The sequence below is a fragment of the Olivibacter domesticus genome (assembly GCF_900109575.1).
In the GTDB taxonomy this organism is placed as follows: Bacteria; Bacteroidota; Bacteroidia; order Sphingobacteriales; family Sphingobacteriaceae; genus Olivibacter; species Olivibacter domesticus.
Map to the genome: position 1 here is coordinate 114,146 of NZ_FOAF01000012.1, position 21,367 is coordinate 135,512.

A 21,367-nucleotide genomic window follows, 5' to 3' on the forward strand; every position below is an offset into this window, starting at 1 on the left:
GTTTTATACACGAAGATAGCTCAAACCCATATTAAAAAACTATTCAAAATGAGTTTAATTATTGATGTACATGCGCGACAAATATTGGATTCGCGTGGAAACCCAACAATCGAAGTAGATGTAACCACCGAAAATGGTTTTGTTGGCCGTGCTGCAGTACCTTCTGGTGCTTCTACTGGTATGCACGAAGCGGTAGAATTACGTGATGGCGACAAGTCTAAATATTTAGGAAAAGGCGTTTTAAAAGCCGTAGAAAATGTAAATACAAAAATTGCCAAAGCGTTAGAAGGTATTGATGTGTTTGAGCAAAACGCTATCGACAAAATCATGGTTGAGCTCGATGGAACTGAAAACAAGGGAAATCTAGGAGCTAATGCTATTTTAGGTGTTTCTTTAGCGGTCGCTAAAGCTGCTGCACAAGAAAGTCGCCAACCATTGTACCGCTATATAGGTGGCGTAAATGCCAACACATTGCCTATTCCGATGATGAATATCATAAATGGTGGCTCGCACTCTGATGCACCTATTGCTTTCCAAGAATTTATGATTATGCCTGTTGGTGCTCCTTCATTCTCTGAAGCATTACGTTGGGGAGCTGAAGTGTTTCATAATTTGAAGGCTATTTTACATGATCGCGGATTATCTACAGCTGTAGGTGATGAAGGAGGGTTCGCTCCTACATTCGATGGAACTGAAGATGCTATTGAAACTGTTTTGAAAGCAATTGAAAAGGCTGGCTATAAACCAGGGGAAGAAATATGCTTGGCACTCGACTGTGCTTCATCAGAGTTCTTTAAAGATGGCAACTACGATTATACAAAATTTGAAGGTGATAAAGGCGCGGTTCGTTCTAGTGCTGAGCAAGCTGAATATTTAGCGCAACTAACGCAGAAATATCCTATCATATCTATTGAAGACGGAATGGACGAAAATGACTGGGACGGATGGAAATTGCTGACTGAAAAAATTGGAGATAAAGTTCAATTGGTGGGTGATGACCTATTTGTGACCAACGTGAAACGTCTGCAGAAAGGTATCGATACGCATACAGCTAACTCTATTTTAGTAAAAGTAAATCAAATTGGTTCATTAACAGAAACCATTGATGCAGTATCTTTAGCTCAAACCAATGGATATACTTCCGTAATGTCACATCGTTCGGGAGAAACAGAAGACACTACTATAGCCGATTTAGCCGTTGCGCTTAATTGTGGCCAAATCAAAACTGGGTCTGCTTCCAGGTCCGACAGAATGGCGAAATACAATCAATTACTTCGTATTGAAGAAGAATTGGGCAATAATGCTAAATTTTTAGGCAAAAGCTTTAAGTTTGCTAAATAGGCATAAGAAATATTACAAACAAAAAAACCTGCATTATAATGCAGGTTTTTTTGTTTGTAATATTTTTTTAAGTTAGGTTTGTATATATAAAACGAATGATATCTTGAGAAACATCTTTAATATAGCAAGAAACAAGTACCTTATTGCCACGATAGCTTTCGTAGTATGGATGTTATTTTTTGACAGAAATGATATTACTTCACAATATAAATATCAATCCCATCTTAAAAATTTAAAAGAAGAAAAAGCGTTTTATATAAAAGAAACTGCAATTGTTAAAAAAGATTTAGAAGAGCTTACTACAAATCCGTTACGATTGCAAAAATTTGCTAGAGAAAAATATCTCATGAAAAAAGACAACGAGGATGTTTTTATTATAGTAGATGCAAGCAGCAAATAGACCGTCAATCTATCTGCTACTTCTCTCATGTTTAATTACAACATCCCTCCGCAAACAGACAAGACCTGTCCATTTATATAAGAAGATAAATCAGAAGCTAAAAATAAACAGGCATTCGCAACATCCTCCGTTTCTCCTGCCCGTTTTAATGGGATGTTCGCTTCCCATCCTTCCACTATCTTAGGATCTAATACATCTGTCATCTCGGTGCGGATGAAACCGGGAGCAATTACGTTTGTGCGGATGTTGCGTGATCCAAGCTCTTTTGCAACAGATTTTGAAAAACCAATAATCCCTGCTTTTGAAGCAGCATAGTTAGCTTGCCCAGCATTTCCCTGTACACCTACGACAGAACTCATATTGATAATAGAACCCCTCCTCGCTTTCATCATTACTTTTGACGCTGCTTTGGTTATATTAAAAACAGATTTCAAATTAATATCAATAACATCATCCCAATTCTGCTCCGTCATGCGCATTAGTAAACCATCTTTCGTAATTCCTGCATTATTAACAACAATATCTAAGGTTCCGAACTCCTTTACGATCTCACTTATTAAATGCTCTGCTTCATCAAACTTTGAAGCGTCCGACTGGTATCCTTTAACTTTTGTACCAAAGGCTTGCAGTTCCTGTTCTAACGCTTGCCCTTTTTCTACCGACGATAGATAAGTAAAAGCAACATTAGCTCCTTGTTCAGCAAATTTTTCAGCAATTTTCCTTCCAATCCCTTTGGAAGCACCTGTTACAAGTGCTATTTTACCTTCAAGTAATTTCATTCGTTTTCTTAATTTTTAATTTTAAACGCTAAAAATAACACATTCACTAGAACTTTGAAATTTAATCGGCCTTCAGTTAGCGAAAACTAACCATAACCGTGAGGATAATACAGTGAATTTAAGCGCTATCATTCGGTTAATTAATTCATTATCTATACCCATTTAACAATCAAACGTTTAATCAATCACTTTTATAGGATTTTTGTCCTGATCAATTGCAACAAATGTAAATGTACCCTTTATAGCTAGCTCTCTGTGCTCCTCATACATTTGTTCCACAAAGATTTCAACGCCAATTTTTAGGCTTGTTCGTCCAACATGCTCTACTTTACCCACTAGTTCAACAATCGTTCCTGCGGGAATAGGTTTTGTGAAATCTATTCTATCTGAAGAGACGGTTACTAATCTTTTTCTACAAAAACGAGTCCCTGTAATAAACGCAACTTCATCCATTAAGGCCATCGCTGTACCGCCATAAAGTGTATCGTAGTGGTTCGTTGTATTAGGGAAAACTGCCTTAAATATTCTTGTTTCTGATTTTTTAATTTTTTCTTCGAGTGTCATTTATATAGTCTGTTGATGATACTGCTCCTTCAATTCTCCTAAACATTTTGCACATAAACATCCGTCATATTGCTCGCTAATAAACTGCATTTCATTAATTGATAAATCAACAATACTGCACTGACATTTAGCATAGGAGTTTGCACGACACTCTATAAGGGTATAACATCGCTCACATGCAACAATCTCATGTTTAATATAAGGTGAGTTCAAGATAGTGCAAAGTTAATGAATAGGCTGACATAAAAAAACCTCCTAAGGAACTAAGCCTAGGAGGTTCACCATATTAACTAAAAAAAATCTCTTAAGATCCACATGAAATACATCCTTCTTCCATGGAGCACACTGCTCCTGTAGGTATGTCATCTTCTACCGCTTCAATTTTGGCAGGAATTACAGGCTCCATATTTTTACCTCCCTGATTCTCTACCGTAAATTTAATCGCCTGTGTTGCAGCCTGTGTACGTAAATAATACATACCCGTTTTAAGCCCCTTTTTCCATGCATAAAAATGCATAGATGTTAACTTAGCTGTAGTTGGAGAGTTCACAAATAAATTAAGCGATTGTGATTGACAAATAAAGGCCCCTCTATCGGCAGCCATATCGATGATATTTCGCATCTTTATTTCCCAAACAGTTTTGTACAGTTCTTTTATGTCTACAGGTATTTCAGCAATATCCTGAATCGATCCATTTGCAGAAATAATACGGTTCTTCATATCATTGTTCCAGAGTCCCAACTCAACAAGGTCACGTAATAAATGTTTGTTAACAATAACGAATTCTCCGCTTAAAACTCTTCTAGTATAAATGTTCGAAGTATAGGGCTCAAAGCACTCATTATTGCCTAATATTTGTGAAGTGGAAGCCGTTGGCATAGGTGCTACCAATAGCGAATTACGAACACCGTGTTGTTTAATTTCCTTTCTTAAGGCGTCCCAATCCCATCTACCACTATCTGGTGTAACACCCCACAAATCAAATTGAAATTTCCCTTTAGATAAAGGAGAACCTTTAAAACTTGCATAAGGACCTTCCTTTACTGCAAGATCTTTGGAGGCCGTCATCGCCGCGAAATAGATCGTTTCAAAAATGTCTTTATTTAACTGCTTAGCCTCCTCGCTTTCAAAAGGCATTCGCATTAATATAAAGGTGTCTGCCAAACCTTGAACACCTAAACCTACTGGACGGTGTCGTAAATTAGAATTTTTAGCCTCCTCTACGGGATAGTAGTTGTTATCAATAATACGGTTTAAATTTATTGTTACCTGATAAGTAATCTCGAACAATTTCTCGTGATCAAAATTCCCATTTTCTACATATCGTGGTAGTGCCAGCGATGCTAAATTACATACAGCTACTTCATCAGATGAAGTGTACTCAATGATCTCGGTACATAAATTAGAGCTTTTGATTGTACCAAGATTCTGCTGATTGGACTTTCCATTTGCGGCATCTTTATATAATAAATACGGAGTCCCCGTTTCAATTTGAGCATCCAAAATTGCAAACCACAAATCTTGCGCCTTTACCGTTTTACGAGCCCTTCCCTCATTCTCATATTGCTCGTAAAGCTTTTCAAATTCTTTGCCATGGCATTCTGCTAAACCGGGAGCTTCGTCTGGAGAAAACAAACTCCAATCCCCATTGTCTTCTACTCTTTTCATAAACAGATCAGAGACCCATAGCGCCAGGAAAAGGTCTCGTGCGCGCATTTCTTCTTTTCCATGGTTTTTCCGCAAATCAATAAAATCATAAACATCGGCATGCCAAGGTTCTAAATAAATCGCAAAAGCCCCTTTTCTTTTGCCTCCGCCTTGATCAACATACCGAGCGGTATCATTAAATACGCGTAACATTGGTATAATACCATTACTCGTCCCATTTGTTCCACTAATATAAGCACCAGTAGCCCTAACGTTATGGATACTTAGCCCTATACCACCAGCACTTTGAGAAATTTTTGCAGTTTGCTTTAACGTATCATATATCCCTTCAATACTATCATCCTTCATTGTCAATAAAAAGCAAGATGACATTTGAGCTTTTGGAGTACCGGCATTAAACAAGGTAGGTGTTGCATGTGTAAACCAACGCTCACTTAATAAATCATATGTCTTGATCGCACTTTCAATATCGTCTTTATGTATCCCTACAGCCACACGCATAAACAAATGTTGAGGCCGCTCAGCAATTCTTCCATTTAACTTTAGCAAATACGATTTCTCCAGTGTCTTGAATCCAAAATAGTCAAAACTAAAATCGCGGTCATATATAATGTGGCTATCTAAAACATCCGAATTGTCACGGATCGCCTCGTATACATCATCAGCAATAAGTGGCGCGGGCTTGTTCGTTTTAGGATCTACATAATTATATAACAGTGTCATCGTCTCAGAAAAAGATTTAACTGTATTCTTGTGTAAATTAGAAACGGCTATACGTGAGGCCAACAGAGCGTAATCTGGATGTTTAGTAGTCAATGACGCTGCCGTTTCAGCCGCCAAATTATCTAACTCAGATGTGGTTACCCCGTCATACAAACCTTCTATGACCTTACGAGCAACATCTATCGCATCCACAAGATCAGGATTCAAGCCATAACATAATTTTTCTATGCGGGCAGTTATTTTGTCGAATTTTACGGACTCTGATCGTCCATCACGTTTGATTACGAACATATTTTTAGTATTTAGTATACGGTACTCACTACTTATCTTAATCTTAATATCCAGATATTCCTTAAACGTCTAATTTAAAAGTAAATGATAAGTCTCGTCTTGATACGCTAGCTATCTTCTACTTTTAAAAATCTTCATCTAAAGAAAAACTTGCTTTTCCTTTTTCGCCGGTCACACCGCTCTTCTGATAGTCGCCTACGCGTTTCTCAAAGAAATTTGTTTTTCCCTGAAGAGATATTAACTCCATAAAATCAAAAGGATTGGTAGCATTATAGTACTTCGCATTTCCCAGCTCCACTAACCATCTATCCGCTACAAATTCTATATACTGTTTCATTAGCTCAGCATTCATACCTATTAATTTAACAGGGAGCGCGTCTGTGATAAATTCTTTCTCTATCTCTACAGCATCGATTATAATTTCCTGCACACGTTCTTTTGATAGCTTAGCTTCGAGCATACTATAAAGCAAACAGGCAAATTCGCAATGTAATCCCTCATCTCGAGAAATCAGCTCATTACTAAAGGTCAGTCCGGGCATCAAGCCTCTTTTCTTCAGCCAAAAGATCGAGCAGAAACTTCCGGAAAAAAATATTCCTTCCACTGCCGCAAAAGCCACCAATCGTTCGGCAAATGAACCATTTTCTATCCATTTTAATGCCCATTCAGCTTTTTTCTTAACACAATCAACTGTTTCAATCGCATGAAAAAGTCTATCCTTCTCAACAGGATCTTTTACATAGGTATCTATAAGTAAAGCATACGTTTCAGAATGAATATTTTCCATTGCAATCTGGAAACCATAAAAGCTTCGAGCCTCTGGTAACTGCACCTCGCTCATAAAATTGATAGCGAGGTTTTCATTAACGATTCCATCACTGGCTGCAAAAAATGCCAACACATGTGTAATGAAATGACGTTCGCCATCGTTTAAATTGGCCCAGTCTTTCATGTCGCCTGATAAATCGATCTCTTCTGCCGTCCAAAAACTTGCCTCATGTTTTTTGTACATTTCCCATATAGCGGGATAGTTTATTGGTAGGATTACAAAGCGGTCTTTATTCTCTCTTAACAATACTTCATTTTCTTGGCTCATAATTTTATGTTTTATTATACGGATACTTAAAGTAGATACTGCTTCCTTATGGCTGATTTCGTTTTAACCCCTTAGTCACCTTGTTAAGAATAAAAATTAAAAAATTTGATTAACAACTTATTTGGCTTGGAACCTAAAATATGTACTCGGCACTTATGATTTATCTATGGATAAGAGCGAAACGGCTGAGAAAGCAACCAAATAAGCGTATCAAAAAACTGTTTTTTGATACTATAACAAATATAGGTTTTGAAAGCTGGCAGCCATAACGTAAGTTTTGCACATCATGTTAGTTATTCACAAAAACAAATCAACTAACTAAAAATGAATACATTATATCCATAAAAAAACAATTAACATCTAAGCAAATTATACAGAGATATCAATTCCTATTTTTTTAAGCAGCATAGATGCATTAAAGATAGTACATGCACCTTCTTTTAGTTGATAGTCAAAAAGCATCTCACCATCGATAACCTGTATGTCGAAATGATAATTTTTTAAATAATTCTGATATTCTTCTTCCAGTCTGGCAAGCTGTAAATCATGTGTTGCCACAATGCCCACCCCCCCATCTTTTATTAGTTTTTCGATCACCGCTTTTGAACCTAAGTATTTATCCACGGAATTAGTTCCTCTTAACATTTCATCTACTAAAAAAAAGGTGTTTTTAATCGTAGACACTACTTGCAAAATCATCTCCAAACGATTCAATTCGGCTTTAAAAGTGGAAGTACTTTCATTTAACGAGTCGCGAATTCGCATATAGGTCACTAAATTCATTACCGACAAGTGTAGCTCCTTTGCATAAACTGGAGCACCACATAAAGCAAGAACTACGTTGGCTCCAACTGTTCGCAAAAAGGTGCTTTTGCCGGCCATATTGGACCCTGTAATTAATGCTATCCGATGATCTACCAACGTATAGTCGTTTACTACGGAAACCGTCGGACTAATCAAAGGGTGTCCTAGCTCCTTCGCTTGAAAACGATGTTCATGTCCACTTAAAATAATAGGCCAGCTCCAGGAAGGGTTGTTTATTTTAAGTAAAGAAATACTTATTAGCGCCTCCATGGTACTTAAATCGTCGAAAACTTGAGCCATCTCATATTGATGGGACTTTCTCCATTTAATTATTGCAAACACTTGTCTAAAATCCCACAGTAAGAAGCCGTTCAAAAACATGGAAACAAAAATATTCAAGCGATAATCTAACTTATTAATCAGAATACCTAGCTCCTCAATTGTCTTAGAAATTGCTGGCTGGCTATTTTTATTGCCGCTCTTTAGTAGCAACATTTCGCAAAACAGTTTGCTATACCATTCCCTGTTCTCAATAATGGCAAATGCCCTTCCGAATCGCTTTAGCAGATTACCTGTCTTACCAATCCCTTCAGCTACCAGGGTAACTTTACGTGCATAACCTAATGTCAAAAGAACATTAATAGCAATTAGAAAAACCGCAATTTGCAGAAACATGCTGAAGAAGGTGGATAGTAATAAAAAGCCCAAAATGAACCACGGACTTAGCTTTGTATATAACTGTAATGTTTTATTTCCAAAATCATAGTAAGATTTATTAAGATAATTTATCAACATAGATTTAAAATCTCTCTTCTCCTTTAAAGAAAATACTAGACGAGCGAGCGTATTCAAACACCAGGACGGATCTTCAACAAGCTCTTTCACCGCTTCTTGCCTTAACAGGATATTGTCTCTCACGGAAGTATCGGAAAGCCAGGTTGCCAAAATATTATTGCCCTCAGGAGTGGCTGTGCGGTTGATTTTATGATATAAGGATTTCTGACCAAAAAGATCTAAATCACTACTATAAGGATGTTTATCATTTATGAATTGACTTCCATCGTTATAAATCCCGTCTTTGCCCTCTATATGGTCTAACTCATTCTGAGCAACCAGCAGTTCATCTTCACGATCCTCCTTTTGTTTATCAAGCTTACTTTGCTTAGCAACAAGCCCTATAAAAATAAGTAAAACGATAAACGAAGTTAGCAATGTCAACCAAACCAGCTCGGTTTGCACCACCATAAAGATAATTGCACCACCAAGAATGATAAGTACTAATCTAGCGATTGAATAGCGATTACTTAAACTTTCAAGTCTGTCAATTTCCGTTTTGGCAACACTTAATTTTTCTTGATAAAGAGTTAAAATAGGAATATCCATAGTTTCCTAAGATAATATTTAATGGCAATTTATGAAAGGGTGTTTCATTAAAAAATCCCAAACCTCTATAAGAGAATTGGGATTTTTTAAGGTAAAAATTACGTTAGGTGGTAACTAGAACTTATAAGTAAGACCTGCTCCGAAGATTTGTCTTACTTGTAATGCAGCCACCTCTCTACCTTCATCATTCGGTATAAGTGTATTATCGTCATAGATCATCTGTACACCCGCATTTACAGTTACAAAACGGTTTACTTTCATAAACAAATTCAAGGTATAATCGACGTCTACATTTTTTGGATCTTCTAAATAGTTAGAATATAACCGCAAGATATTTTCTATACCTATATTTTGTACAATTTCCTTTCTATAGTACGCATCAAAAGAAGCACCAAACTCTAAACGACTTTTCTTTCCAGGGTCAAGGCCATATCGCTCGCCTAAGCCATCTTTCGTTACAAAAACAAACCTTGGCGATGCTGGTGATAAATTAAACCTAAAATTATCAGATTCTTTGTAAGCAATACCTGGTCCAAAACTCAAATAAGCGGGTGAAAAACCAGCAGAAATTAAATTCCTCCCACCTTCAGCAGGATATTCGTAACCGCTAGCAAACTGGGTATTGAAATTCATAAAAAAGGTATACATCCATCTTGGTTTCATTTGATATCCTAATAAACTGTTTAAAACGATACGGTCATCGTTTTTGCGCCAGCCTAAATCTTTTTGCTTCGTCAATCCAAAACCTGCTAACACTTTATTATCCCAGCTCCATTTATCTTTTTTATAATTGAAATCGTAGTTTAACACTAGATTTCCAGATAAGGAGTTAATTCCTCCTGCTGCCCAATTGGAAAAGGTGCTCTGATTAATTAAAAAAGTGTTTTCACCATGAATTTTCCATGTGGAATCGCTTACTGGAGTCTCTTGAGCTTTAATACTCAACATTAAACATAGGATGAAGGTTGATAGCAGTAAAATCTTTTTCATAGAATTTTGTGTTTATAAGGTGCTGTTAAGTCAGCCACCAATTAACTAAAAACAAACAATACCATCGTGAATATTGGTACAGACGAAAGCATTATTTTAATTAAATTTCTGCAAAGTTAAAAAATAAACGCAATTATCATTTTAATAGTATAAAATTGTGCATTTTTTTATTGATAATCAGTTAATTTGTATTTCTTAATAACTTTTGCAAGAAACAAGCAGTTTCCATCTATGAGGATTTCATTAATATGTATTGGAAAAACGGACGAATCCTATTTAAACATGGGTATCGAAAAATATGTTAACCGACTTAAACACTATGTTAATTTTACATTAACGATCATACCTGATATAAAAAACACCAAAAATTTAACGCAAGAACAACAAAAATCAAAAGAAGCCGAGCAGCTATTAAAGCAGATCAATGCAACAGACACGGTAGTTTTATTAGATGAAAGAGGAAGCATTTTTAAGTCAATTGATTTCGCAAAATATCTAGACAAAAAAATGATAAGTAGTACACAGCATTTGGTTTTTATTATTGGTGGTCCTTACGGTTTTGACAATAGCATGTATGATCGTGCTCAAAGTAAATTATCCTTATCAAGCATGACATTTTCACATCAAATGATTAGGCTATTCTTCATCGAACAGCTATATAGAGCATACACCATCTTAAGAGGTGAGCCTTATCATCATGAATAATTTCATTTAATTTATGGAATTATTCAAAAAATTCATCAAACAAATAACCGTAAAGCAGTATTATACGGATAAGGTTGATAAAAGGGAGATATTATGAAATTACCAAGCACAAGAAAATATCGGTTTAAAGGAGGTAATACCAGTCGAGAGAGTCAAAGTATGTGGCTTATGATTATTATCGGTTTAGCAGTAATGGCATTTATTATTTTTGTTTTATAAAAAACCAGAAGTAAGCCATAAAAAAACAAAAGGTATATAGAAAAATCTCAATTCTTCTATATACCTTCAAATCTCCTTTAATGGAAACTATTTTGTCTCGTCAACTGTTTCCGTTTCATTGGTAGTATTCCCTTCAAGTGGCGCTAGCGCTTCTTCTTCGAAAAGGGGGAATCCTTTTAATATCCCATACCAATTAATGATCTTCTTTATATCGGACGTATAAACTCGATCTTCATCATGTTTTGGAGCAACTTGTTTAAAAAAGGCCCTAAGTTTATCGCCGCCGTCTTTTTTTGTATCAGGCAAAGTAGAAGAAAGTTCTTTTATTTTTTCAAGCACATCAACAAGTTTAATATCACCGTCTTCTCCAAAAATGGTAATATCTTCTAAAGATGCCATTTTGGCTGTAGAAATATTAACTACAGTCTTTATTTTTTTCTCATCTAAACTTTCTAAAATAAAGCCAGTTTTATTTTGTCCCACTAATTTAAACAAACCCGTTTTTCCCGTAACGGAAACTACTCCTCTTAAATTCATTATCTCGTCTTTTTTGAAGGTTTATTATACCTATTCTTCAATAACCTCTATACTTACAATTTTATCTCCTTGACGAATATCGTCTATTACATCTATGTTCTCCACAACTTTTCCAAAACAAGTATGGTTTCTATCTAGATGTGCCGTATTATTTCTGCTATGACAAATAAAAAATTGGGAACCTCCCGTATTTCTACCACGATGTGCCATTGACAAAACACCTCTATCATGATATTGATTTTCCCCATCCAACTCACAATCAATCGAATAGCCCGGTCCACCAGCACCTGTTCCGGTTGGATCGCCTCCTTGAACTACAAAATCTGGAATAACACGATGAAATACTGTTCCATTATAAAAGCCAGATTTGGCTAATTTTATAAAATTTGCTACGTGACCTGGTGCATCTTGATCATAGAACTGCACCGTCATATCTCCTTTTTCAGTCTTTATAATTGCTTTACTCATATCCAATTTCGTTAATCGACAAAGGTAATCATTTCTAGCATTTCGTGCGCTTAAAATTATCTTTATTCGCAGGGTATGATAGGACGGCCTCACGGAATAAGCATTGAAAAATGGTTTCAGTGGGTGAGGATAGTTCTGTGACAAGTGAGCGTAGCGAAACGGCTCCATGGAACAAGTGGGGGAAAACCATTTTTAGTGAAGGCCGTGAAGCCTTGATTTTTTTGTTATTTTTTTCATCAAGGAAAAAAAGTCCCCCCCCGCGCTAGCGGTAGAATATGTTGATAAAATTAAACGTTCTATTTTTAAAGGTTTTTCCCGAGAAAACGCCATCGGCTAAAGCTAATCATAAAACTTCCAACTCACACCAAAACGTAAGCCCGGAGGTAACATTGGATAACGTCTAACAGTGTAATATCCATTGGAAAACAAACCTTTATTGGCATAGTCATAACGCAAGAAAAAGTTTGTCCTTTTTAGAGTGGCAGTAAGCCATGCATCTACAATTGGGTAGGTTGAGAATTCCACGGGCTTCACCTCGTTCTCATTTACATCTGTTCCGCCATAATAGGGTAAATAAAATTGTCCAACATTGATTGCATAAGATGGCGCAACATAGGGAGTATTAAATCTAACGTCAAAACCTATATTTAGATTGATAACTTTAACCAAGGTCGTGTTATAATAGAAACTATGCCAGGTATACCATTCGGGAGTCTGTAGAATATTATTAAAATCTGATTTCTGATAAACTACATAATTGTCAAAATGCCACCTTTCAAAGAAGGTGAAGTCCTTTCCTAAGGTAAATCTTAATAAGTTTATAGGCGCCCCATGCTGCGCCACCTCTATCACTCGAAATAACCTACTGTCGTGATTCGGATTATCTACTTCTTTGTAATAGGTATAATTATTAATCAGATAATATTCTGCCTTTGCCGAAAATTTAAATCTTGGATTTTCATAGGTAGCGGACAAGTTGGTCGTTCTTATTTTGCTTAAATCCTCATTCAGCCATTTATGGTATGTATAATTCATAGACTCAAAATTATACTCAGGAGACTGGTTCTGAAAATAGCCGCTTAATACTAATCTTCCAACAGTGTTATTATATAATAAATTGGCAGATGCCCCATAATGAAAATCACCAAAATTACGCCCTGTAATAATTTGCCTAAAATCTCCTATTATATTTACACGATCACTAAGCCTGTATCCCAATCCGGCCTTCAGCGTAATATTTTGGAATGACATATCGCTAGCAGTTCTAGATGCATCAGCATCTTCAAGTGTTAATGAATCGCGCCCTTGCTTATAAAACATCAAATCATGTTGCAATCCTACATCCAACTTGATCTCATTTTTAATAAAAGAAACGGATTTACCTCTTAGCGAAAAACTATACATAAAGTCGTTAGAGATAGTCGTAAGCATAGTGGAGTCATTTGTTAGATCCGTCCCACCAAAAGGAAGTGCGCCATTAGGGTCGCTTTCATTCTTAAAAAATTTAAATTTTTTCTGATTTAACCTCAATGTGTGCGCTACAGCTATTGTCGGCAAAATTTGCTGCTCTTGCGTTCCCTTGTTCAAAGTATCCAGCCGACCAATGAACATACTTTGCCTTAGAAAGAAGGTGTGATCTGTCCAAGTATTTCTTGGCCGCTGTTCTCTTTGTTGTCTTAGCCGAGCTTCTTGTGCATCTAGTGAGTTTTCCAGCGGTGCCGTGAAGATCGAATCATTTAGTATGGATCCGTTTTCAGTAGCATTCATGGTGTTAAATACGAGATTCGACAAGAGGTTATAACGATGATTTTTCGACTCATACCAAGTATAAATTGCTGGCTGGATATCATTATAACGTTGATTTGTGAATATCCCCCTTGCCAGTGAAGCATTAAAAAGGGCACCTATACTCCAATTTGGTTTGATATTTTGCGCTATTTTTGCGCTAAACACCTGATCCCCCGAAACAAAATAAAGTTCTGAATAGGGTGCTCTCGCCCGATAATAGCGAATTGAATCAGGATTCAACAAATACCTTTCTAAGCTATGAAAACCTGTTCTGAATCCAATTTCGGTAGAAGGATTAAAGAGGAGATCTCGGGTAGCCAATCCGTAGTTACCTAGATTTATACTAGGATTACGCGGATTATACTGTGGGTTGTAGTATTGAAAACCCTTAAGCGTAGTATCAAGCGGAATAGTAAAGGTTCCTGTCTTTAAACGATCTAGTGTAGTATAACGAATATAAGAGGCATTGTATATAATTGAATCCTGTTGAGCTTCCTCGGCTTGCCTTAAAGAATCTAAATCACTGCCCCACTCCTCTTGCTCCTGCGCAAAAATGGGAGTAATCACAAAACATAAAAGAAACAATAAAAAGTAATTGCGCAATTGCTTAGTCATTAGGGCAAAGCTATTAATTCTTTTAAAATAAAAGTCATACTGGGTTCGGCTTCATTTGCTGCTGCAATGATATCATCAATTGAAACAGGTTGTAAGTCTTCATGAAATCCTTCATCTGTCACAACTGAAACAGCAAATACCGGTAGAGACATATGATTAGCAACAATTACTTCCGGTACAGTACTCATTCCTACAATATCACCACCTATTGCTCTCATATATCTATACTCCGCTCTAGTCTCTAAATTCGGACCAGGTGCAGAAACATAAACGCCTTGATGGGCTATTATGTTATTACTCTCGGCAATTTTTATTGCAGCTTTAATTAAATTTTTATCGTAAGGAGCACTCATGTCAGGAAAGCGAGGGCCAAACTCTTCGTTATTCGGTCCTCTTAAAGGACTATCAGGTAGTAAGTTTATATGATCCTCGATAAAAACCAAGTTACCCTTTTTAATGGAAGGGTTAAGCGATCCAGACGCATTAGACACAAATAATTTTTCAATACCTAACAATTTCAATACGCGTACGGGAAAAGTTATTTCTTGCATGCTATATCCTTCGTAGTAATGCAACCGACCCTGCATTGCAACAACTCTTTTTCCATTTAATATTCCGAAAATCAGCTTGCCCGAATGGAACTCTAAGGTGGATACCGGAAAATTTGGAATATGGGCATACATCAATTGATGTTCAATAGTTATATCTTTTACTAAGCCCCCTAAGCCTGTACCCAAAATAATTCCGACGTCAGGCTTAAATGATCCGATTTTTTGCTGTATAAAGCTTACTGTTTCGCTTAAAGACATATACATAGGTTCCTAATTCTTTTTTATTGTTTTATCGTTATTCTGCAAAATATTTGAAACTTCGCCATTAATTAATTCATTAAATCTTTTTTCATCATCCTGATGAAACACAGTATGTATTGGAATATAATAAAGAGGTAGTTCCTCAAGTAAAGGTAATAAATCTGGTTGTTGCAAACGCATCGCATCTTTTTCAGTCGTAATCAATATCGCCTCCTGATGAAATCCTTTCCAAATCTTAACTATATTTCGTATATCTTTATTACTAAATTGATGATGATCCGGAAAGATAATTGAATCTATCAACTTACCGACCCCTTTCAGATATTCAAGAAATGGTGTAGGGTTTGCTATTCCCGAAATGGCTATTATTTTCTTTTGATCAGCCCCATCATAAGTCGGCACGCTTGCGGATAAAGCCACTGGACTTGCATAGCTAATACTTGAAAAGAATATTGAATTGTTTTTTTTAAGATCAAGCTTCTCAATCGCTTGCTTTCTATCCCGTTCGCTTAACGCTACAGGAGACTTGGTAACAACAATAATATCAGCTCGACGTCTTCTCGAAAACAAATCTCTATAATTCCCTGAAGGCAATAGAAATTTCGTCTCATATAAACTATTGAAATCGAATAAAAGAATAGAAATCCCGGCCTTTAATGCCCGATGTTGAAAAGCATCATCTAATATAAAAACCTCGTGATCTGGCATTAGTTTCGCTAACCCTGTCACCCTATTTTCACAATCAGCCACTGTAATAGAAGGAAATTTTTTCTTAAACTGTAGGGGTTCATCTCCAGTTTCAGTGGCTACCGAATTTGTTTCCACAACTAGATAACCTTTAGTGTTTCGCCCGTATCCTCTACTCAATGTTGCCAGTTTATATTTAGTAGACAACAAGCGTATTAAGTACTCAGTCATCGGAGTTTTACCCGCTCCTCCTACGATTAGATTTCCAACAACGATGACTGGTTTATTAAAACTAGTGCTTTTGAACAGCCCTTTATCATACAGAAAATGTCTCAACAACAATATACCTCCATAAATAAGAGAGAAGGGTATTAAAAAGAGACGCAGTATTTTCATTTATTATGGCAATCAAGGTAACAAAGGTAACAAACATAAGCCTAAATATCGATTTCAATTGCACAGCTATCTTGCTTTTGGTAACTTTGCATTGCATCAAAAACTAAATTAATTTATTATGTTAAAAGGATTTTTCAATGTCCCAACCCCTATAAATGAACCAGTATATTCTTACGCCCCCGGAAGTAAAGAACGTTCTTTACTGAAAGAAGCCTTGCAGGTAGCGAGAGCTAAACAAGCAGACATTCCAATGCTCATTGGTGGTAAAGAAGTACGCACCGGGATTAAAGGAGAACTTAGACCACCACATAACCACAAACATTTACTTGGTTATTATCATAAAGGAGATAAGAAACATGTTGAAGAGGCCATAAATTCAGCCTTATCTGCGAAGGAAAATTGGGAAAATCTAGCATGGGAAGAGCGCGCTGCTATCTTCTTAAAAGCGGCAGATTTAATAGCAGGAAAATATCGTTATAAATTAAACGCTGCTACCATGCTCGGACAATCTAAAAATGCTTACCAAGCAGAAATCGATTCGGCATGTGAAATTATTGACTTCTTGCGCTTCAATGTTAAGTATATGACCGAAATATACGAACAGCAACCACCTGTTTCTTCAAGTGGCGTTTGGAACAGATTGGAGCAACGCCCATTAGAAGGTTTTGTATTTGCTATTACACCATTTAATTTCACTGCAATTGCAGGAAATTTACCGAGCTGTGTAGCGATGATGGGAAATGTAGTCGTATGGAAACCGGCCGATACGCAAATCTATGCTGCTCACGTACTTATGGAGGTTTTCCAGGAAGCGGGAGTTCCAGCGGGTGTTATAAACTTAATATTTGCACACGGCCCTGACGCCGGAGATGTTATTTTTAACCATCCGGATTTTGCTGGAATTCATTTTACAGGTTCCACCGCTGTATTTCAGGAAATCTGGAAAACGATAGGTACCAATATCCATAAATATAGAAGCTACCCAAGAATTGTTGGAGAAACAGGTGGAAAAGATTTTATTTTAGTGCATCCTTCTGCAGATGTCAAAGTTGCTAACACAGCTGTCGTAAGAGGCGCTTTTGAATACCAGGGACAGAAATGCTCCGCTGCCTCAAGAGTTTACATCCCTAGTTCATTATGGCCGGAAATGAAAGCTTTAATGATCGAGGATATTAAATCGTTCAAGATTGGGCCTACAGAAGATTTTGGCAATTTCATTAATGCCGTTATAGATGAAAAATCCTTCGATAAATTAGCGAAATATATTGATCAAGCTAAAATTGATGAAGACGCAGAAATCATTGTTGGCGGTACTTATGATAAAAGTGAGGGTTATTTTATTCATCCCACTGTAATTGAAGCCAAAAAAGCAGACTATGTCACCATGCGTGAAGAGCTTTTTGGCCCTGTGCTAACGGTTTACATCTATGAAGATGACAAATGGGAGGAAACGCTGCATTTGGTTGATAAAACTTCCATCTATGCGCTTACAGGAGCCGTTATTGCGCAAGACCGCTATGCAATTGCACAAGCAAGTTCCGCACTCAAGAATTCAGCTGGAAATTTCTATGTAAATGATAAGTGCACAGGAGCAGTTGTTGGCCAACAGCCATTTGGCGGTGCTAGAGGATCAGGTACAAACGATAAGGCTGGCTCAATGATCAATCTACTAAGATGGGTGTCACCTCGCACAATAAAAGAATCGTTTAACTCTCCTACAGATTATCGATATCCTTTTTTAGAACAAGAGTAAGTGAGGTCTGATGCAAAAGAATAAAAGCGTAAGGTATTTCATGATCTTACGCTTTTAATTTATCCAATTAAAATCTTTTAGATACCTAGTTCAACTTGAAAAACACCACCCCATCTATTTCCCTTATTATCCAGCGCAAAAACACCTTGTTTTGTTTGATAGTTTGCATTGAGTTGAAGTTTAATACGATGCTCATGCAAGTATTTAGTTACACCAAGTTCTACAATCTCCGTTTCCTGCTGAAATGATTGTATACTCTCTCCCGGTTCTAACCATGAATAACGCCCTGCTATCTCATAATTATTCTTAAAAAGATAAGAAACCTGCTGATTTATCCCTTGTCCATTAAAAGCATACTTTACATCACCCTCATCATTATAGGTTAAAGCATTATCCACAGTACGTTTTATATACTCAAATTGATATGCCCATCCACTATACTTAAATATTGCATCTGCAAAATATGTTGTAAGATCAACAGGGGCATATAAATAGTAACCTATCTGTCCACCACTTCTCGTTGTTTCGAAATTTTTACTAAGTCCTCCACCCATTGATAATTTTGGTGTCTCTTCTCGCATCAAATCTCCCTCAGAATAGTCGCCATCTTTCGTAAAAGCACCCAATGGCAAAATTTCAGCCCGACCTGTATAAGCCAATCCTTTATCCGTATTGTTGGCTACACGGCCTTCCCCGGTTGTAATAGCTGCTTTCAAATGATAAACTGCTGTACCGATGTTATTTTTGTAATATGCTTTTATCCCAAAATCCCGATCAATGTTCATGGCAGCGTTTACAATAGACCGATCGGCAAACTGTAATTGGCCAGAAGAATTAACCCTTTGCCTATTGCCTGGCAATTTATTTAAACCAAATGCCACGTAGAAATTTGGAGTAAAATTGTAGAATACAACGGCGTCTCTTACAATATTTGCAACACCTGTATCATCAAAATCCTGATCACTTCTTGTATAAGCTAGCTGTATTGTGTAGGAAAATTTCGGCGAATATAAATAACCGTCTACGCGCATTCGTAATCGCCTCACGCGCGCATCAAACTCTCTGATACCCAGATTATCGCCATCTACCGTATAGGCACCTAGTCGATTTTGCATTCGAAAACGAAAGTTCATATAAATAGTGGAATCTTTGGATTTAAACTGTAATCCTCTAAAATCTTTCAATGTCGGGAATTCATCACGTTCTCTTTGTGCAAACGCCTCATTAGCCAAGCAAGAAAATAGCAGAAAGAAAAATACTTTGGATAACTGGGATATCTTCATAATAATACTAATAATGGTGGCTAAAATATCTAGTTAATATTAATTTAATGTTAACAGCATATTAACTATTTTATTATTTACAATTTATTTATATTTAGATAACCTACATTTTCAAACAAATTAACGGAAAGGCTCTCCAAAGCATATAAAAACACTATTTTTGCAAAAAATATTTTATGTCAGTTATTGAACAAATCCATCCTTTAGTAACACGTCGACTAAGGCAGGAAGTACTATACCCCAATCAACCCATCGAGCATGTGATTTTAAAAGAAGATGACAATGGCTTACATTTTGGGCTTTACGATAATAATAAATTAATTTCAGTTGTTTCCTTGTTCATTGAGGGCACAGAAGCACAATTCAGAAAATTTGCTACTGACAGAAACTATCAGGGAAAAGGTTATGGATCTACGTTATTAAACTTTATTTTAACTTATACCAAAGAACAAGGTGTTCTTAACATCTGGTGTAATGCTAGAATAAGTGCTATTAAATTTTATAAAAAGCATGGTTTCGCCGGAATAGGTAACCCCTTTGTCAATAATGATATAGAATATATTCGTATGGCAAAAACGCTTGACTTATAATTCAGATACAGTTATTCTCATTTATATGCAGAATAAGCACAATTCTCTCGAATAAATCGATAAAAATAGCAGAAATAAGGATATTTGTGCATAAAATAGTATTTTAGTAAACATTAAATTGATCAACCGACAATTATCATGACAAAGAAAATTTTATTATTCAGTGTATGTATATTTTTAGGCCTTTTTGTTTCCGCTCAAAAAATATACGTGTGGTGCCCGCCCGAAACTGAATTAAGCTCTCCTAATGATAAATTGAAAGGTATTAATATAAATGTTGTTATTTCAGATACAAGAGTTATTACTGATACGACGAAGATTGAGTGCAATTCCCAAGATTTAGTAGATATTATAGCCAATACGGTCGTTTCCACCTATCCTTCTGCCATCATTAATATTCTTGACAGTAGCAAGTATCACCAAGATAGTGAAAAAAATAAAATTACAATAAAGATTGCAATATCTGCCTACCATTCGGCGTCTGGAACTGATGTATCAACTGCCATTGGAAATCCCGGAGGAAATTTCAATTGGGGAATACTACCTAAAAACAAATGGAATTCAGTTGCTGGTTTTCATGTAGTTATTGATGATTTTAGGACAGATGAACATAAAACACTAACAAGAAATATCGCGAATATAGTATCAAGGCCTAATATTGGAGGCTCCTTAACGGCAAAAAAGGCTTTATACGAAGCTTATCGTGAAGCTAACAAAGAGTTACTTTATTTCATTGAAACTACAATAAAATAATATCAGGATAAGTGACCGCTGAGTTATACACTTAAACCAAAAACAGTTAGTATACCATTAGCCATATAAATTTCATCTATTATTCGCGAACAAGAATTTTCTATCATGACACTGAAAACATTCAAAAAATACTACGAAATTCCTGCAGAACCAGAAGAAGTTTATCTTGCATTAATAAATGAGCAAGCTATACGCCTATGGACAGGAGATGAGGTTGAAATGAAAGCCGAAGAGCAATCAGAGTTTTCTATGTGGGGCGGTAGTATTGTAGGCAAAAATATAAGCTTTGACTATGGTAAAAAAATAGTGCAAGAATGGTATTTTGGTGATCAACAGGAAAAATCTATCGTTACCATTAAATTACATCCACATAAAAAGGGAACTTCTTTCGAACTAATTCATAGCAATATACCCGAGGAAGAATATGCCGGTATTGCTGAAGGCTGGGACGGGGTATACCTGGCTTCCCTGACCGATTTCTTTAAAGAAGATTAAGAAGAGACAGCATCTTTCCCTTCCCTGTTCCACCACTCCCTTTTGTTTTAGTGCCGGGGCCGCTCTCTGCGTGCATATCCCCGTCGGGATCTCCTCACTTATTTAAGATAGCACAGATTATCCAATAGCGGCCGGGAAAGCATATGTGCAGGGATATTTTTACAGAAGAAGGGAAGGTGTTCCACTTCATTGGGCTGTAACAAAAAAAGGGCCGTACAGCAATGCT

The 21,367-nt window shown here is 36.5% G+C and carries 20 protein-coding genes; 7 read left to right on the plus strand and 13 right to left on the minus strand.

Annotated elements, in window-relative coordinates:
• The first annotated feature begins 48 nt into the window (after positions 1-48).
• On the plus strand, positions 49-1,341 hold the full coding sequence (gene eno, locus BMY50_RS25510; protein ID WP_093331684.1) for a phosphopyruvate hydratase: 1,293 nt from the start codon (positions 49-51) through the stop codon (positions 1,339-1,341).
• A gap of 103 nt (positions 1,342-1,444) precedes the next feature.
• Positions 1,445-1,741 carry an FtsB family cell division protein gene (locus BMY50_RS25515; RefSeq protein WP_093331687.1) on the plus strand — a complete coding sequence of 99 codons (297 nt, stop codon included), beginning with the start codon at positions 1,445-1,447 and terminating at the stop codon, positions 1,739-1,741.
• Positions 1,742-1,776: 35 nt separating this feature from the next.
• Here BMY50_RS25515 and fabG read toward each other — a convergent pair whose 3' ends face one another.
• The 7 genes from fabG to BMY50_RS25550 form a co-directional block, all read right to left on the minus strand.
• The gene (gene fabG, locus BMY50_RS25520) at positions 1,777-2,520 is read right to left on the minus strand and encodes a 3-oxoacyl-[acyl-carrier-protein] reductase (RefSeq protein ID WP_093331697.1); all 744 of its coding nucleotides are present in this window, start codon (positions 2,518-2,520) and stop codon (positions 1,777-1,779) included.
• 177 nt (positions 2,521-2,697) lie between these two features.
• Entirely contained in the window at positions 2,698-3,084 is a 387-nt protein-coding gene (locus BMY50_RS25525) for an acyl-CoA thioesterase (RefSeq protein WP_093331704.1), read from the minus strand.
• A complete protein-coding gene (locus tag BMY50_RS25530; protein WP_093331708.1) occupies positions 3,085-3,297 on the minus strand; it encodes a cysteine-rich CWC family protein in 213 nt (70 codons plus the stop codon).
• Between the two features lie 91 nt (positions 3,298-3,388).
• Positions 3,389-5,767 (minus strand): ribonucleoside-diphosphate reductase subunit alpha, encoded by a 2,379-nt coding sequence (locus BMY50_RS25535; protein ID WP_093331712.1) that lies wholly within the window; start codon positions 5,765-5,767, stop codon positions 3,389-3,391.
• A gap of 124 nt (positions 5,768-5,891) precedes the next feature.
• Entirely contained in the window at positions 5,892-6,863 is a 972-nt protein-coding gene (locus BMY50_RS25540) for a ribonucleoside-diphosphate reductase small subunit (protein WP_093331716.1), read from the minus strand.
• Positions 6,864-7,232: 369 nt separating this feature from the next.
• Positions 7,233-9,050 carry a MutS-related protein gene (locus tag BMY50_RS25545; RefSeq protein WP_093331720.1) on the minus strand — a complete coding sequence of 606 codons (1,818 nt, stop codon included), beginning with the start codon at positions 9,048-9,050 and terminating at the stop codon, positions 7,233-7,235.
• A 114-nt stretch (positions 9,051-9,164) separates the two neighbouring features.
• Positions 9,165-10,040: a DUF3078 domain-containing protein gene (locus BMY50_RS25550; RefSeq protein WP_093331725.1), complete on the minus strand. Its 876-nt coding sequence runs from the start codon at positions 10,038-10,040 to the stop codon at positions 9,165-9,167.
• 231 nt (positions 10,041-10,271) lie between these two features.
• Here BMY50_RS25550 and rlmH point away from each other — a divergent pair, with 231 nt between their 5' ends.
• Entirely contained in the window at positions 10,272-10,745 is a 474-nt protein-coding gene (gene rlmH, locus BMY50_RS25555; protein WP_093331730.1) for a 23S rRNA (pseudouridine(1915)-N(3))-methyltransferase RlmH, read from the plus strand.
• 306 nt (positions 10,746-11,051) lie between these two features.
• On the opposite strand, the gene BMY50_RS25560 is transcribed toward rlmH, so the two are convergent.
• From BMY50_RS25560 to lpxK, 5 genes are all read right to left on the minus strand, one after another.
• Positions 11,052-11,501, minus strand: a complete 450-nt coding sequence (locus BMY50_RS25560) for a DUF5606 family protein (protein WP_093331734.1) — start codon at positions 11,499-11,501, stop codon at positions 11,052-11,054.
• 30 nt (positions 11,502-11,531) lie between these two features.
• On the minus strand, positions 11,532-11,969 hold the full coding sequence (locus tag BMY50_RS25565) for a peptidylprolyl isomerase (RefSeq protein ID WP_093331739.1): 438 nt from the start codon (positions 11,967-11,969) through the stop codon (positions 11,532-11,534).
• Positions 11,970-12,308: 339 nt separating this feature from the next.
• Positions 12,309-14,372, minus strand: a complete 2,064-nt coding sequence (locus BMY50_RS25570) for a putative porin (RefSeq protein ID WP_093331742.1) — start codon at positions 14,370-14,372, stop codon at positions 12,309-12,311.
• The gene (locus BMY50_RS25575; RefSeq protein ID WP_093331747.1) at positions 14,372-15,187 is read right to left on the minus strand and encodes a purine-nucleoside phosphorylase; all 816 of its coding nucleotides are present in this window, start codon (positions 15,185-15,187) and stop codon (positions 14,372-14,374) included. Before BMY50_RS25575 ends, BMY50_RS25570 begins: the two co-directional genes overlap by 1 nt.
• A gap of 6 nt (positions 15,188-15,193) precedes the next feature.
• On the minus strand, positions 15,194-16,267 hold the full coding sequence (gene lpxK, locus BMY50_RS25580; protein ID WP_093331751.1) for a tetraacyldisaccharide 4'-kinase: 1,074 nt from the start codon (positions 16,265-16,267) through the stop codon (positions 15,194-15,196).
• 118 nt (positions 16,268-16,385) lie between these two features.
• Between lpxK and pruA the strand changes: the two genes are divergently transcribed.
• Positions 16,386-18,020 (plus strand): L-glutamate gamma-semialdehyde dehydrogenase, encoded by a 1,635-nt coding sequence (gene pruA / locus BMY50_RS25585; RefSeq protein WP_093331754.1) that lies wholly within the window; start codon positions 16,386-16,388, stop codon positions 18,018-18,020.
• Positions 18,021-18,097: 77 nt separating this feature from the next.
• Here pruA and BMY50_RS25590 read toward each other — a convergent pair whose 3' ends face one another.
• The gene (locus tag BMY50_RS25590) at positions 18,098-19,303 is read right to left on the minus strand and encodes a porin (protein WP_093331759.1); all 1,206 of its coding nucleotides are present in this window, start codon (positions 19,301-19,303) and stop codon (positions 18,098-18,100) included.
• Positions 19,304-19,479: 176 nt separating this feature from the next.
• Here BMY50_RS25590 and BMY50_RS25595 point away from each other — a divergent pair, with 176 nt between their 5' ends.
• The 3 genes from BMY50_RS25595 to BMY50_RS25605 all read left to right on the plus strand — a co-directional run bounded on the left by BMY50_RS25595 (position 19,480) and on the right by BMY50_RS25605 (position 21,141).
• Positions 19,480-19,893 (plus strand): GNAT family N-acetyltransferase, encoded by a 414-nt coding sequence (locus BMY50_RS25595; protein ID WP_093331763.1) that lies wholly within the window; start codon positions 19,480-19,482, stop codon positions 19,891-19,893.
• Between the two features lie 138 nt (positions 19,894-20,031).
• Positions 20,032-20,646 (plus strand): hypothetical protein, encoded by a 615-nt coding sequence (locus BMY50_RS25600; protein ID WP_093331769.1) that lies wholly within the window; start codon positions 20,032-20,034, stop codon positions 20,644-20,646.
• Between the two features lie 111 nt (positions 20,647-20,757).
• Positions 20,758-21,141, plus strand: coding sequence for an SRPBCC domain-containing protein (locus BMY50_RS25605; RefSeq protein WP_093331801.1), 384 nt, complete (start codon positions 20,758-20,760; stop codon positions 21,139-21,141).
• Positions 21,142-21,367: the final 226 nt, after the last annotated feature.

Bases quoted from the DNA above. Each gene is read 5' to 3' on its own strand.
- BMY50_RS25565 (WP_093331739.1), bottom strand. From the start codon at position 11,969: ATGAGTAAAGCAATTATAAAGACTGAAAAAGGAGATATGACGGTGCAG.
- BMY50_RS25550 (WP_093331725.1), bottom strand. From the start codon at position 10,040: ATGAAAAAGATTTTACTGCTATCAACCTTCATCCTATGTTTAATGTTG.
- eno (WP_093331684.1), top strand. From the start codon at position 49: ATGAGTTTAATTATTGATGTACATGCGCGACAAATATTGGATTCGCGT.
- BMY50_RS25535 (WP_093331712.1), bottom strand. From the start codon at position 5,767: ATGTTCGTAATCAAACGTGATGGACGATCAGAGTCCGTAAAATTCGAC.
- BMY50_RS25545 (WP_093331720.1), bottom strand. From the start codon at position 9,050: ATGGATATTCCTATTTTAACTCTTTATCAAGAAAAATTAAGTGTTGCC.
- BMY50_RS25595 (WP_093331763.1), top strand. From the start codon at position 19,480: ATGTCAGTTATTGAACAAATCCATCCTTTAGTAACACGTCGACTAAGG.
- BMY50_RS25560 (WP_093331734.1), bottom strand. From the start codon at position 11,501: ATGAATTTAAGAGGAGTAGTTTCCGTTACGGGAAAAACGGGTTTGTTT.
- BMY50_RS25525 (WP_093331704.1), bottom strand. From the start codon at position 3,084: ATGACACTCGAAGAAAAAATTAAAAAATCAGAAACAAGAATATTTAAG.
- BMY50_RS25600 (WP_093331769.1), top strand. From the start codon at position 20,032: ATGACAAAGAAAATTTTATTATTCAGTGTATGTATATTTTTAGGCCTT.
- BMY50_RS25575 (WP_093331747.1), bottom strand. From the start codon at position 15,187: ATGTATATGTCTTTAAGCGAAACAGTAAGCTTTATACAGCAAAAAATC.
- lpxK (WP_093331751.1), bottom strand. From the start codon at position 16,267: ATGAAAATACTGCGTCTCTTTTTAATACCCTTCTCTCTTATTTATGGA.
- BMY50_RS25540 (WP_093331716.1), bottom strand. From the start codon at position 6,863: ATGAGCCAAGAAAATGAAGTATTGTTAAGAGAGAATAAAGACCGCTTT.
- pruA (WP_093331754.1), top strand. From the start codon at position 16,386: ATGTTAAAAGGATTTTTCAATGTCCCAACCCCTATAAATGAACCAGTA.
- BMY50_RS25570 (WP_093331742.1), bottom strand. From the start codon at position 14,372: ATGACTAAGCAATTGCGCAATTACTTTTTATTGTTTCTTTTATGTTTT.
- BMY50_RS25590 (WP_093331759.1), bottom strand. From the start codon at position 19,303: ATGAAGATATCCCAGTTATCCAAAGTATTTTTCTTTCTGCTATTTTCT.
- rlmH (WP_093331730.1), top strand. From the start codon at position 10,272: ATGAGGATTTCATTAATATGTATTGGAAAAACGGACGAATCCTATTTA.
- fabG (WP_093331697.1), bottom strand. From the start codon at position 2,520: ATGAAATTACTTGAAGGTAAAATAGCACTTGTAACAGGTGCTTCCAAA.